This window comes from Ensifer sp. GW101-20A05, from assembly GCF_059424735.1.
Map to the genome: position 1 here is coordinate 91,198 of NZ_JBWKZT010000006.1, position 13,474 is coordinate 104,671.

Sequence of the window (13,474 nt, forward strand, 5' to 3'; positions counted from 1 at the left end):
GCTCCGTAAATGCTGAGGCACGAAATGTGACCGCCCTGGCATTAACGAGTCGGAAGAGTCAGATAGTGGCATTTCCTCATGTTTCACATGAGATTAGCCGTTCTGGATTCACGTTTGAAATCAGGAGACTGGTAAAAATATTTAACAAACTCGATACACCTTGCCAGAGGGAATCAGAATTTGTTAACCATTTGGTGGCAGCCTCCAAATCAGGCAACGACTGGATCCGTATCGCGTAAGGGTGCCACGACGACCTTGGGCGGCGGAAAAGGGGAAGAATATGCGGGTTCTATTAATCGAAGACGATAGTGCAACGGCTCAGAGCATTGAGCTGATGCTCAAGTCCGAGAGTTTCAATGTCTACACCACCGACCTCGGTGAAGAAGGCGTCGATCTCGGCAAACTTTATGACTATGACATCATCCTTCTCGACCTCAACCTGCCGGATATGTCCGGCTATGAAGTCTTGAGAACGCTGCGCCTTTCCAAGGTGAAGACCCCGATCCTGATTCTCTCGGGCATGGCCGGCATCGAAGACAAGGTCCGCGGCCTGGGCTTCGGCGCCGACGACTACATGACCAAGCCCTTCCACAAGGATGAGCTGGTCGCCCGTATTCACGCCATCGTCCGTCGTTCCAAGGGTCATGCCCAGTCGGTCATCTCCACCGGCGAGCTGATCGTCAACCTGGATGCCAAGACGGTCGAAGTCGGCGGACAGCGCGTCCACCTGACCGGCAAGGAATACCAGATGCTCGAGCTGCTTTCGCTGCGCAAGGGCACGACGCTGACCAAGGAAATGTTCCTGAACCACCTTTATGGCGGCATGGACGAGCCGGAACTGAAGATCATCGACGTCTTCATCTGCAAGCTGCGCAAGAAGCTTGCAAACGCTGCCGGCGGCGCCAACTACATCGAGACCGTCTGGGGCCGCGGCTACGTGCTGCGCGAGCCGGATGGCGCCGAGTACGCCGAAACCGCCTGATACCCGCAAGGGCCTGCATGCCCCCGCATGATGCGGGCCCAGAGTGTTCACAAAACCCGCCACGAGCGGGTTTTGTCGCTTCTACAGCGCCGCGCGTCTTATCAGGCGCGCAAAGGTCGCTGTAGCAATTTAATTCACTGCATCTTTCCTTTAATCGGCTACGATTAAAGGAAAGATGCAAGTAGCCATATCTCACGCCGCTCCCCCTCAAAAGGCGCAGCCCCTTCGCGCGCATGAAGAACCAACGGCCGGCGGCAAACACGCAAAAGCCGCGGCAGTGGCCACGGCTTTCATCTCATCCGGAATATGTGCGCGTGAGTGCTCAGGCCGCCATCGACTGGCTTGCGAAAACACTGGTCAGGATCTTGCGGTCGAAAGGCTTCAGCAGGAAGTCGTCGGCGCCGGCCCGCTTGCCGGCCATCATCTTCTTCAGATCCGCCTCGACGACGCAGTAATAGATCCGCACCGAAGGGCCGTTCGGGAGCCGCCGGATGTTGCCGATGAGTTCGAGCGCGCCTTCCAGCCCGGCGTCGATGACCAGGATGTTCGGGAGTTCAGCTTCGCAGCGGACAAGCGCCTCGAGGCTGTTCGATGCCTCGTAAACCATGAAGCCCATGCCGGACAGGATACGTTTCCCAACTTTCCGGACGACATCCGAGCCGTCGGCAATCATCAAGCGCCGCATGTCCAACTCCCTTCGCAACTTACCTATACGCGTACTCGCAGGCTTGAAACAACTCTATACAAATTTGGGAAAGAATTCGTTACGGAGTTTGCTTAATAGCGCCTTTCTTCGCCGCATCAACCATCTGAAAACATTAAGTTTTCCAGAAATGGACGCAAGCAGAAAGAAACATGACGCACATGTGCGGCCCCACGCCGAAGCGCGGGACCGCACGTTTTAAGGACTTTGAATAGAATGATTGCAGGCGGGAAATGAAACCTCAGGCTGCAACGCGGGTGGTGAAGATGATCTCTTCACCGGTCGATGCAACCTCGATCGTCATGCCGGCTTCCTCGCCGAGCAGCACAGTGTAGTAAGGCTGGATCGAATGCGCGTCGACCGCTTCCTCCGGCGTACCGGACAGCAATTCCGTCAGCCTCGGCGGTACGCGCATCATGCGGCCCTTCGCGACCAGGGTGAAGACGGCGTCGAATTCCGGGTTCTCCAGCGTGACGTCGATCGAACCGCCGCGCGGGATCGCCCCATAGGCGATGAGGAAGAGGTTCAGGAGCAGCTTGACCCGGTTCTTGGCGATGATCGCGCGCGGGCCGTGCCAGTTGACCTCGGTCTTCTTTTCGGCAGCCGCGAAATCCTTGGCCGCCTTCTCCGCTTCACCGGTGTCGATCGAGGCACCGACCGAGCCGGATGCGCCGAATGCGAGGCGGGCGAATTTCAGGCGGACCGAGGCGTTGAGCGCGCTCGTCCGGATCAGGTCCATCGCATCGGCGTCGGCGCCGCCCTCATCCAGCAGTTCCAGGCCGTTGTTGATGGCACCGACCGGCGAGATGATGTCGTGGCAAACCCGGCTGCACAGAAGCGCGGCCAGATCGGGTCCCGTCAGTGTCAGGTTCGGATTCGTTGCCATCGTGTATCCTTGTTGGTTCCGCCGGCCCGCCGCTTGGGGGCACGCGCCATCGTGACGCCGGTAAAGCCTCACGCGAAAAGACGCAAGTCATGGGCTGCCCGGCGCAGCGTTCATCAGTGGATCATAATGACACCACATTTGGTAAACCGATTGTTAAGACCATCGGTTCAAATTGCATGGAAATGGTCCAGCCCCCTCACTGGTCGCACAGTGGTCTGACTGGCGGCCGCTGCAAACCCGCAAGCGAGCAATTTTCGCGCCTGACGGAGGAAACGATGCATCAGATCATGAAGGCAGCCACACAGGCCTGCCGTGTTGTCCTGGCCACGCTGTTCCTGGTCGCTGCTGCCCAAACGACGGCGCATGCCCAGTCTGCGAACAACAGCCAATACACGATGCAGGAAATCGTCGATGCCGGTCACGGTTTCTTCGGCGAAACTTCGGGCGGCTTGGCGAAGGTCGTCGAACGCGCCTTCGAGCGCTACGGCCTGCCGAACGGCTACATTCTCGGCCAGGAAGGCTCCGGCGCATTCATCGCCGGTCTCACCTATGGCGAAGGCGAACTCAACACCAAGAACGCCGGCCAGCACAGCGTCTTCTGGCAGGGTCCGTCACTCGGCATCGACTGGGGCGGCCAGGGCAGCCGCGCCATGATGCTCGTCTACAATCTGCCGAGCGTGCCGGCACTCTACAAGCGCTTCGGCGGCGTCTCCGGTTCGGCCTACGTCGTCGCTGGCGTCGGCATGACGGTGCTGACCGACGAACAGATCGTCGTCGTTCCGATCCGCACCGGCATCGGCGCGCGGCTCGGCGTCAATGTCGGCTACCTCAAGATGACCCAAACACCCACCTGGAACCCCTTCTGAGGTCAGCTGCATTATTCCTTAAATCGGCATCGATATAAGGGCAAAATTATGCAGCAGATCTAAAATGCTACAGCGACCTTCGCGCGTCTAAAGAGCGCGCGAAGGTCGCTGTAGTCGGGTCGGCGCAGGCAAAATCCCGCGCCGGAGACTTGCAGCGCACGAAACGTCATGTTTAGTGCAAGAATGCGGAATTAAGGAGTGCCTGCCGCACCGCGAGGTCCGGCAGCCACTCCGGTTCCGGTACAGTTTTGAAACGGCCAGCTCGTGATCCAATTCGCGCTTCTCTTTGCCCTGGGCTTTCTGACGGCGATCATCATCGGTCTGCTGGTCGCACCGGCGATCCACCGCCGCATCGTGCGCTTTGCCGAAGACCGACTGAAGGCGACCATGCCGCTCAGCCCGCAGGAGGTGCGCGCACAGAAGGACGCTGCCCGGGCCGCTTACGCCGCTGAAAACGCCCGCACGCAGCAAGCCCTGAAGCGCGAACGCGACAAGGGCGTGTCGCTGATGCTTGCCAACGAGAAGAGTTTGCACGAGGCGCGGCGCCTTGGCGGCGAGAATGCCGACCTGCATGCGCAGCTTGCCGACATGAACGTCGAAGCGGCGGACATGCGCTCTGCCATCCGGCAATTCGAGCAGCGCCTGGAACGGATGAAGGCAACGCTCGACAGCGTCGAGCGCGACAATGCCGGAAAATCCGACGAGATACAGAAGCTCGGCGTCCACCTCGCCCAGCATGCCGCCGAAATCGACAATCTCAGGATCACCCTGGTGGCGCGCGAGACCGAGGTCGAGCATCTGAAGAGCCGGATAGCCACGCTGCGCGACGAGCGCGAAGCCCTGCGTGGCGATCTCAAGGCCGAGACGACCCATGCCAAGGAAATGGAGATTCGCCTCTCTCGCGACGAAACGCGGCTACACCGGCTGGAAGACAAGCTGGCGCGCGAGATGGCAACCAGCGCCGACCGCGAAAGCGCACTCGAGCGGCGCGCGGGAGAAATCGAACGGTTGAAGACCAAGGTGAAGGATACCAATCAGGAAATGCGCGATGCAGCCAAGGCCCTGCGCGCCGCGGGCATCGCCTTCCCGCTGAGGAAGGAACGCCGGCCGGCCACCGAACAGGCTGCCAACGGTTCCGTATCCCCGCCCGATCAGCCGGCCAGCGAGATTGCTGGTTCTGCAGCCGCCGATGATCTGCGCAACCGCGCCACCGCGCTTTCGGAACGCCTGACCAATTCGAAATCCGCCGCCCATGACGACGCTCTGCGCGACGAGGTTGCGGCAATTGCCGCCGGCATGGTTGCGTTGACGGCGACGAACGAAGGCCCCTCCTCCCCCATCCTCAATCTGCTGGCAGGTGAAGAGCAAGAGCAAGGCGCAGCCAAGCGGGAGAGTTTGGCGAAGCGGGCGAAGGACATTCTGCCGCGCGAATAGAGCCGTTGGCCGGGCAGACCATTGACGCCTTTGGCGCACGCGCCGGTCACCAGGTCACGGGATCGAGCCATTTCCTGCTGTCACCGGAAAGCCTGGGAACCTTGAGTGTCAGATGCGGCCGTTGATCAGCGCCACCTGGTGCAGGGCAATGCCGGCCGCCGTCGAGACGTTGAGGCTATCGAGGCCCGGACGCTGGCGGATTCGCGCCGTGCGGATCGAGGTCAGCACGGATTGCGGCAACCCCTCCCCTTCGGTCCCCATGAGAAGTGCCGTACGCGCCGCCGGGGGGATCGCGCCAAGATCGGTTTCTCCGGCGGGAGAGAGCCCCCAGATCGCAAAGCCCGTCTGCTGCAGCCGCTCCAGCATCGCGGCCACCGAGCCTTCGCGCACAAAGGGCACCGTCAGCACCGAGCCGACGGAGACGCGGATCGCCTTGCGATACATCGGGTCGCAGCTCGTCTCGTCCATCAGCACGGCATCGACCCCGAAGGCCGCAGCGTTGCGGAAAAGCGCCCCCATGTTGTCGTGATTGGAGATGCCGCAGGCCGCCAGCACGAGGCTCGACGCCGGCAGCGACGCGATCAAGGCGTCGCGGCCGGGCGCGCCTTCGCGGCGACCGAGCGCAAGCACGCCCCGGTGCATGTTGAAGCCGGCGATCGCATCGAACACCTGCGCGTTCGCCACATAGACGGGCACCGTCGACGGAAATCGTTCGAGGATTTCCTGAACGCCGGCGAGACGGTTTTCGAGCAGCAGGATCGCCTCGGCGGCAAAGCCGCGCCCGCTTTGATGCGCAGCCGCCAGCATGCGCAGCACGACCGTGCCTTCGGCGATGAAGCGGCCCTGCCGTCCCGTCAGGTCGCGCTCCTTGATCGAAACGAAGCCGGCAATCCTGGGATCGGCGGCGTCGTCGATGCGCTGGACGGGCGGGAGGGCGCTCGCCATGCCGTCAGTTGGTCCTGACGGTGATGTCGGCGACGATGCGGCCGGCGCCGATATCGAACACGATGGCGCGCGGCTCCGATCCCGGCAGGTTGCCGTAGAAGAGCACCTGGGAGCCGGAGAGCGCCACGTTCGTGACGGTGAAGCCGGCGGGCAGTGCTGCGACCGCATTGACCGGCGCTTCGCTCGGAACGACGGCAGTGGCGGCCTGAACGGGCGCCTTCGCGTCCGTGCGCGTCAGCTTGTAGACAATCGTCCCAAGGACGGCCATAAGCATGACCAACATGACGCCGGCCGAGACGAGCTGAAGCTTCACCATCTTGCGGCGGACATTTTCCATGGCCGGATCTAGCGGCTTGTCTTCCTGGTCATCGGGCTCGATTGCGGTCATGGTTGGCCTTTTTTCGGATTTGAACGGAATGAACGACCCCTTTAAACAAGCGACGGCCAATAGGAAAGTCCTGACGGCGGGCGAGGATGCCGCGGGACGCCTGGATTCCTTCCTGACGGACGCACTTTCGGGTGAATTCTCCCGCAACCGGATCAAGGGCCTGATCGCACAGGGAGCGGTGTCGATCAACGGCAAGGCGGTGACCGAAGCGAAGAAGAAGGTCCATCCCGGCGATGTCTTCGAGATCGACCTGCCCGAACCGGAAGATCCGGAGCCGAAGGGCGAAGACATCCCGCTCGACGTGCTCTACGAAGACGACGACCTGATCGTGCTTTGCAAGCCAGCCGGCCTCGTCGTTCATCCCGGCGCCGGCAACTGGACCGGTACGCTGGTCAATGCGCTCATCCATCATTGCGGCAGCAGCCTGTCGGGCATCGGCGGCGTCAAGCGCCCGGGCATCGTCCATCGCCTCGACAAGGAGACGAGCGGCGTCATGGTTGTCGCCAAGAACGATGCCGCGCACCGCCACCTCTCGGAGCAGTTTGCCGACCACGGCCGCACCGGCCCGCTCGAACGCGCCTATCGGGCCGTCGTCTGGGGCCGTCCGCGGCAGCTGAAGGGAACGATCGACGCCCCACTCGGGCGTGCCGTCGACCGGACGAAACGCGCGGTCAAGCGCGAAGACAGCGACGACGCCCGCGAAGCCATCACCCACTACGAGGTCGTCGAGCGTTATCTCGAAAAGCCCGATGGCACCTGCCTGGCGTCGACGGTGGAATGCCACCTCGAAACGGGGCGCACGCACCAGATCCGCGTGCACATGGCCCATATCGGCCATCCGCTGATCGGCGATCCGGAATACGGCGCCGCCTTCCGCACCAAGGCGAACTTGTTGCCGGATGCGGCCAGGGTCGTCGTCAATCAATTTCACCGCCAGGCCCTGCACGCCTTCATGCTGCAGTTCGAACATCCGGCGACCGGCGAGACCATGCATTTCGAATCACCGGTGCCTGTCGACATGGAGCAACTGATCGAGGCCCTGCGGAGCGAAGAGTGATCGTGCCCTTGAATTCCGGTGTCGGGATTCCAATTTAAGGCTCAGTCTTTGTTCGTGACATTTCTGTCGCCCGGCGTCACAGATTGGTGAAACCGGACTCCTTGAATCATGCTTTCGCCGTACTTATTTTCTAGGCTCGTGGGGTCTTGACGAAGACCCACATGCCCGGCTTGCCGACCGGAGGCCGGAGACGACAAAGGGGGGTGCTTCATATGGCCCGAAACAATTTGCCGACCATTGCCGCTGGAGAAGGCGGCCTCAATCGCTATCTCGACGAAATCCGCAAGTTTCCGATGCTGGAACCGCAGGAAGAGTACATGCTCGCCAAGCGGTACCAGGAGCATGACGACCGCAAAGCAGCGCACAAGCTGGTCACCAGCCACCTTCGCCTCGTCGCCAAGATCGCGATGGGCTATCGCGGCTACGGCCTGCCGATCGGCGAAGTCGTATCCGAAGGCAATGTCGGCTTGATGCAGGCCGTCAAGAAGTTCGAACCCGATCGCGGCTTCCGCCTTGCCACCTACGCGATGTGGTGGATCAAGGCGGCGATCCAGGAATATATCCTGCGCTCGTGGTCGCTGGTGAAAATGGGCACGACCGCCAACCAGAAGCGGCTGTTCTTCAACCTGCGTCGCCTCAAGGGCAAGATCCAGGCGCTCGACGAGGGCGATCTGAAGCCCGAACAAGTCAAGGAAATCGCCACCACGCTCAAGGTGAGCGAGGATGAAGTGGTTTCGATGAACCGCCGCCTCTCCGGCGACGCTTCCCTCAACGCGCCCATCAAGGCGAGCGAAGGCGACTCCGGCCAGTGGCAGGATTGGCTTGTCGACGATCACGACAACCAGGAAGAAATCCTGATCGAACAGGACGAGCTTGAAAACCGCAGGGCGTTGCTCGCCAATGCGATGAAGGTGCTGAACGACCGCGAGCGCCGCATCTTCGAGGCGCGCCGCCTGACCGAAGAGCCGCTGACGCTCGAGGATCTTTCGGCCGAGTTCGACATCAGCCGCGAACGCGTGCGGCAGATCGAGGTCCGTGCCTTCGAGAAGGTCCAGGACGCCGTGCGCAAGGCCGCTCTCGAGCGCGCCAATGCATTGCGGGTCGTCGAGGGCGCATAACACCCTTCACGGTTTTCGGGCGCTAACGGCTGCCCGTCATCGATAAAAGCCAAATGAAAAACCCGGCGGATCGCTCCTGCCGGGTTTTTCTTTGTCCTGTCCGATCGCGCTTGCTTACTGGCTGTTGGTCGCCGCGTCCGTTGCCGGTGCGGCCGTCCAAGCGCGCATCGCCTGGTTGAAGGCGTCGGTTCCGCTCGGCCCCTTCTCCAGCGTCAGCAGTGCGCGGCGCCCGTTCCTGTAGGTCAGCGGAATGTCGATCCAGCTCCGGCTGCGCAGCAGTTCGGTGTTGTTGCCGATCGCGTCCTTCGAATCGTTGAGCGCGATCATATGGAAATCGTCGGTGATCTTGGCCGGAACCGCAATCAGCGCATCGCCGCGATCCTGCTCCGTACGCTTCATCGAAACGCGCTGAACGCTGTCGATCGCGCCGCCTTCGAAATTCGGCGGCAGCGAGAAGACGAATTCGACGACATGGCTGGCCGGCAAGGACTCGTCGGCGTTGCGCTTGATCGTCATCAACGCGGTCAGACCCCGGTCCGGAATGGTGATTTGCGCCTGGATGGCCGGTTCAGGCTTGGCGTCGCCACCAGGCGATTCTTCCTTTACCGACCACGCAACGGTTCCTGGAATGGCCGTCGGCGAAGACTGGCCGAGACGCTCTTCGTAGAGGAACATCTTCTCGCCATTGGCGATCGCAATCTCCGGCGTCGTCGGCTGACCACCGGTCTGCTGGCCCGCAGGCGGCGTGCCTGCAGCCTGTCCGGCCGTTCCACCCTGGGCAGTGGCCGTTTCGACGGGCTTGCTCGCCTCTGTCTGCTGTGCCACGGACTTGCCTTCCTGCGCGGCGCTCTCGCCGCTTGCGGTGGCAGGTCCATTGTCGACTTCCGAGCCATCACCAAGAAGGCGTTGGGTGAACTTGGTCGAGCTGTTGTCCGGGACCGCCGTGTCGTCGTGCTGTGCCGGTTCCTGCTGCGTCGATTCTCCCTGGGTTTCCGCCGGCGGAGCGCCCTCTTGTGCCGGCGATCCACCGATGTTTGAAACGGCCGAGGTGACCGATGCCACGATGCCCGAAAGCCAGGCATTGCCGGCTTCCCGGTTCTGCCAGTAGGCGAAGCCGCCGCCGCCAAGCGCCAGCAAGGTGACTGCAGCGATGGCGAGGCGCTTGATGCTGAAGCGCGATGGCTTCGGAGTGGCCCGGTAAGATGCCGGCCGCGATGCCGCGGGCGCCAGTGCCTCGGCGCCACGTTCCGGCTCACGCGCAGCCGTCGATGCTGCTGCACCCGCCGTCGCCGCAGCTGTGGCACCTTCGAAACCGAGCAGGTCGTCGATGTGATCCCAAGCTGTGCCTGCACGATCTTGCTGGCTCTGAGGGGTATCGGTCGAGGCCGTCTGTCCGGTCTTCTCGACCGGCCAGGACCAATCGGCAATCTCCGGCTCCGCGCTCTTTTCGGTTCGCCGTTCCTCCAAAGGCGCAAAGGGGTCACTATCGTCGAACGACCAGTTGCGCGCGGAATCAGTCTTGGGGAGCTCTGCTTCGGCCCTCGGGGTCTCCGCCGGCGCATGCTGCTGCAGCTCTTCCACCGGATGCATGCCAAGAAGCTCGGGGGTATGGACCGGCTCTTCTTCGCCGACCTGCTGGTCCGTGGGAGCAGCGTGCGTTGCTACTGGAGAGGCGGATTCCCATTCCGGCAGATCCCACTCCGAGACAGCCGACTTTTCTTCGGCGGCCACCGCCGGAGCAGCATCCCATGTCGGTTCTTCGACAGACCGGGGTTCTTCGTCTATCGACGGAGGAACGACCGGTTCTTCATAGGTCTCGACCGGAGCGGGCTCCGAATATTCCGCAGCCTCGTAAACCGGGGCATCCGCCTGCGGCTCTTCGACGACGGGGGCGCTCGGCTCCTCTACCGGAGCCTCGGTCGCTTCGACATGTTCGGCAACCGGCTCTTCCGCAACCGGCTCTGCCGGCGCTACCTCTGCGGCTTCGACGTAGTGTTCGGCGGGCTGCGCCGGCTCCTCGTAAACCTCGGCGTCGTGGTCGAGTGCCGCAATGCTTTCGGCCTCCGGAGCCGCTTCCTCGGCAACCGCAACCGGCTGGCTTTCACCAACCGGCTCGGGCTGCGCTTCGGGCTCCGAAACGACGTCCTCGATCGGCGGCTCGGCGGCTACGGCTTCGGTCGCTTCCTCCACCACCTCCGTCTCTTCGAGCGCGGGCAAGGCTTCGGCGTATTCGCTGTCAACCTCGACGATGGCGTTTTCGAGTTTCGCCAACTGGCGATTGATCATGTCGTCCGACGGACGCGGGTTCATGTTTTCGAGTTGGCGGCGCACGGCCGCGCGCGCCTTCTCGTATACCCTGTCCCGCATTTCAGGTGTGTTTTCCGACAGGCCGTCTACGGTCCTGCGAATAACTGCAACAAAATCCGCCATTAGTACTTTCTCATACGCCCAGGTATGTCTTTGCGATCGCGACGCAATGTCATTTCGCCGACACTAGTCCTCAAAGGGGTCCGTCACAAGTATTGTGTCGTCCCGCTCGGGGCTGGTCGAAAGAAGAGCAACCGGCGCACCGATCAGTTCTTCCACCTGGCGAACGTATTTGATCGCTTGCGCCGGAAGCTCCGCCCAGCTGCGTGCGCCGACCGTCGATTCCTTCCAGCCTTCGAGTGTAATATAGACTGGCTTTGCCGAAGCTTGCTGCGCTTGGCTTGCCGGCAGATGGTCGATCTGCTGTCCGTCCAGAGTATAACCGACGCAGATCTTCAGTTCGTCGAGACCATCGAGCACGTCGAGCTTGGTGAGCGCGATGCCGGTGATGCCATTGGCGGCAACGGACTGGCGCACCAGCGCCGCGTCGAACCAGCCGCAGCGGCGCTTGCGGCCCGTGACCGTGCCGAACTCATGGCCCTTTTCGCCGAGGAACTGGCCGATTTCATCGGTGAGTTCGGTCGGGAACGGGCCCTCACCGACGCGCGTCGTATAGGCCTTGGTGATGCCGAGGATATAGCCGAGAGAACCCGGGCCCATGCCCGAGCCGGCAGCAGCCTGGCCGGCAACCGTGTTCGACGAGGTGACGAACGGATAGGTGCCGTGGTCGATGTCGAGCAGCGTGCCCTGCGCGCCTTCGAACAGGATTCGCGCGCCCTTGCGGCGGGCCTTGTCGAGCAGCACCCAGACGGTGTCCATGAACGGCAGCACCTTGGCGGCAACAGAAGAAAGCTCCTGCATGATCGCCTCGTGGCTGATCTCCGCTTCACCGAGACCACGGCGCAGCGCGTTGTGGTGGGTCAGCAGGCGATCGACCTTGGCCGGCAACGTATCGAGATCGGCGAGGTCCATCACACGGATGGCGCGACGGCCGACCTTGTCTTCGTAGGCCGGGCCAATGCCGCGGCGCGTGGTGCCGATCTTCGTGCCGCTATTGGAGGCCGCATCTTCGCGGATGCCATCGAGCTCGCGGTGCAGCGACAGGATCAGCGTGGCATTGTCGGCGATGCGCAGATTGTCTGGCGTGATCGCAATGCCCTGCTTGCCGAGCTTGTCGATTTCGGCGATCAGCGCGTGCGGGTCGATGACGACGCCATTGCCGATGACGGCAAGCTTGCCGGGACGCACGACGCCGGAAGGCAGGAGCGACAGCTTGTAGCTGACGCCGTCGATTACCAGCGTATGGCCGGCATTGTGACCGCCCTGAAAGCGCACGACGATATCCGCGCGCTCGGAGAGCCAATCCACAATCTTGCCTTTGCCTTCGTCACCCCATTGGGAGCCGACCACTACGACATTCGTCATAATTCTCTTCCTGTGCAGGCGCGCAAACGAAGCTGCGCTGTTCTCAAACCCGCGCATCTATACTGTGTTGTCATCTGGAAAGCGACCCCGTTATATCCGGCGTTCCGCCCTTTTTGCATGACAAGGGCGGGATTTAGCGCCTATATCTTCGTCTCTCCCGCCATCGCGGCAACAGGTCGCCCATCCCCGCACAGGTCTGAGCATCGTGAATTCCAGGGCCTACTTCTATCTCTGCGTCACCGCACTCTTTTGGGGCGGCAATTCCGTCGCCGGCAAGATGGCGGTCGGACACGTAAGCCCGATGATGCTGACGACCTTGCGCTGGGTCTTCGCGCTGGTCGTCATCCTGGCGCTGATGACGCCGCAGATCCGACGCGACTGGGACAAGATCCGCAAGCACTGGCTGCAGCTTCTCGCCTATGGCGCGATCGGTTTCACCACCTTCAACGCGCTGCTCTATTCGGCGCTGAAATATACGAGTGCCATCAACGCCGTTATTCTCCAGGCCGGCATTCCGATGTTGATCTTCCTGTTCAACTTCGTGCTGTTTCGCACGCGGGCGTCGATCGCCCAGGTGATCGGCTTTACCGTCACCCTGATCGGCGTATTGGTGACTGCAGCCCATGGCGACATTTCGAGCCTGTTGACGCTCGAGTTCAATTTCGGCGACGCGTTGATGATCATCGCCTGCGTCGTCTATGCCGGCTATACCGTCGCACTGCGCTACAAGCCGACGATGCACTGGCAAAGCTTCATCGCGGCGCCTGCCTTCGGCGCGCTTCTAAGCGCCCTGCCGCTGCTCTTCTGGGAAATCGGCACCGGCACGGCGATCGCGCCGGATCCCACCGGCTGGATCATCGTTCTCTATGCGGCGATCTTCCCCTCGCTGATGTCGCAGGTGCTCTATGTCCGCGGCGTCGAGATGATCGGCGCCAACCGCGCCGGCCTTTTCATCAATGCCATTCCGGTCTTCGGGACGCTCCTTTCGGTGCTCCTGATCGGCGAGACCTTCCATCTCTTCCATCTCGTCGCGCTCCTGCTGGTGCTTGGCGGCATCGCGATCGCCGAAAGGGGCCGTCCGCGCTGACGACCCCTCGCGTCTGCCGAAAAGGCGTCGCGCAATGATATCTCTTTTCATTGAAGGCTCGCTGGGGAGGCTTGGCGCCACCCAAAACCTCGCTCATTCCTGTGCTCGTCACAGGAATCTCTAGCAGTTCCGCTGGACCTGCGGCATCAGCCCAAGTCCTTGGACCCGACGGACGTCGGGTTGCTGGATTCCCGCCACAAGGGCGAGGATGAGGGG

At 62.1% G+C, this 13,474-nt stretch carries 12 protein-coding genes; 6 read left to right on the forward strand and 6 right to left on the reverse strand.

Going from position 1 to position 13,474, the window contains the following annotated elements; all coding sequences use genetic code 11:
* Nucleotides 1–280: 280 nt before the first annotated feature.
* Nucleotides 281–982: a response regulator transcription factor CtrA gene (ctrA, locus tag AC070A_RS16940; protein WP_025424706.1), complete on the forward strand. Its 702-nt coding sequence runs from the start codon at nucleotides 281–283 to the stop codon at nucleotides 980–982.
* A gap of 322 nt (nucleotides 983–1,304) precedes the next feature.
* Here the strand turns inward: ctrA and AC070A_RS16945 are convergent, their stop codons facing one another.
* Both AC070A_RS16945 and chpT read right to left on the reverse strand, forming a co-directional pair.
* Nucleotides 1,305–1,667 carry a response regulator gene (locus AC070A_RS16945; RefSeq protein WP_057254716.1) on the reverse strand — a complete coding sequence of 121 codons (363 nt, stop codon included), beginning with the start codon at nucleotides 1,665–1,667 and terminating at the stop codon, nucleotides 1,305–1,307.
* A 259-nt stretch (nucleotides 1,668–1,926) separates the two neighbouring features.
* Nucleotides 1,927–2,571 (reverse strand): histidine phosphotransferase ChpT, encoded by a 645-nt coding sequence (gene chpT, locus AC070A_RS16950; RefSeq protein ID WP_057254715.1) that lies wholly within the window; start codon nucleotides 2,569–2,571, stop codon nucleotides 1,927–1,929.
* 275 nt (nucleotides 2,572–2,846) lie between these two features.
* On the opposite strand from chpT, the gene AC070A_RS16955 reads away from it, so the two are divergent.
* Together AC070A_RS16955 and AC070A_RS16960 are read left to right on the forward strand one after the other, a co-directional pair.
* Entirely contained in the window at nucleotides 2,847–3,437 is a 591-nt protein-coding gene (locus tag AC070A_RS16955) for a DUF1134 domain-containing protein (protein ID WP_057254714.1), read from the forward strand.
* 264 nt (nucleotides 3,438–3,701) lie between these two features.
* The gene (locus AC070A_RS16960) at nucleotides 3,702–4,871 is read left to right on the forward strand and encodes a coiled-coil domain-containing protein (RefSeq protein ID WP_057254713.1); all 1,170 of its coding nucleotides are present in this window, start codon (nucleotides 3,702–3,704) and stop codon (nucleotides 4,869–4,871) included.
* A 108-nt stretch (nucleotides 4,872–4,979) separates the two neighbouring features.
* Here the strand turns inward: AC070A_RS16960 and AC070A_RS16965 are convergent, their stop codons facing one another.
* Nucleotides 4,980–5,816, reverse strand: coding sequence for a TrmH family RNA methyltransferase (locus tag AC070A_RS16965; protein ID WP_057254712.1), 837 nt, complete (start codon nucleotides 5,814–5,816; stop codon nucleotides 4,980–4,982).
* A gap of 4 nt (nucleotides 5,817–5,820) precedes the next feature.
* Nucleotides 5,821–6,204 carry a hypothetical protein gene (locus tag AC070A_RS16970; protein ID WP_057254711.1) on the reverse strand — a complete coding sequence of 128 codons (384 nt, stop codon included), beginning with the start codon at nucleotides 6,202–6,204 and terminating at the stop codon, nucleotides 5,821–5,823.
* Nucleotides 6,205–6,232: 28 nt separating this feature from the next.
* On the opposite strand from AC070A_RS16970, the gene AC070A_RS16975 reads away from it, so the two are divergent.
* Both AC070A_RS16975 and rpoH read left to right on the forward strand, forming a co-directional pair.
* A complete protein-coding gene (locus AC070A_RS16975) occupies nucleotides 6,233–7,261 on the forward strand; it encodes an RluA family pseudouridine synthase (RefSeq protein ID WP_058325932.1) in 1,029 nt (342 codons plus the stop codon).
* 212 nt (nucleotides 7,262–7,473) lie between these two features.
* On the forward strand, nucleotides 7,474–8,379 hold the full coding sequence (gene rpoH, locus AC070A_RS16980; RefSeq protein ID WP_057254710.1) for an RNA polymerase sigma factor RpoH: 906 nt from the start codon (nucleotides 7,474–7,476) through the stop codon (nucleotides 8,377–8,379).
* A 114-nt stretch (nucleotides 8,380–8,493) separates the two neighbouring features.
* Here rpoH and AC070A_RS16985 read toward each other — a convergent pair whose 3' ends face one another.
* Together AC070A_RS16985 and AC070A_RS16990 are read right to left on the reverse strand one after the other, a co-directional pair.
* Complete coding sequence (locus tag AC070A_RS16985; protein WP_113479394.1) at nucleotides 8,494–10,809, reverse strand: hypothetical protein; 2,316 nt, start codon at nucleotides 10,807–10,809, stop codon at nucleotides 8,494–8,496.
* Between the two features lie 63 nt (nucleotides 10,810–10,872).
* Nucleotides 10,873–12,171, reverse strand: coding sequence for an adenylosuccinate synthase (locus AC070A_RS16990; protein WP_057254708.1), 1,299 nt, complete (start codon nucleotides 12,169–12,171; stop codon nucleotides 10,873–10,875).
* A 205-nt stretch (nucleotides 12,172–12,376) separates the two neighbouring features.
* Here AC070A_RS16990 and AC070A_RS16995 point away from each other — a divergent pair, with 205 nt between their 5' ends.
* Nucleotides 12,377–13,258 (forward strand): DMT family transporter, encoded by an 882-nt coding sequence (locus AC070A_RS16995; protein ID WP_112997167.1) that lies wholly within the window; start codon nucleotides 12,377–12,379, stop codon nucleotides 13,256–13,258.
* Nucleotides 13,259–13,474: the final 216 nt, after the last annotated feature.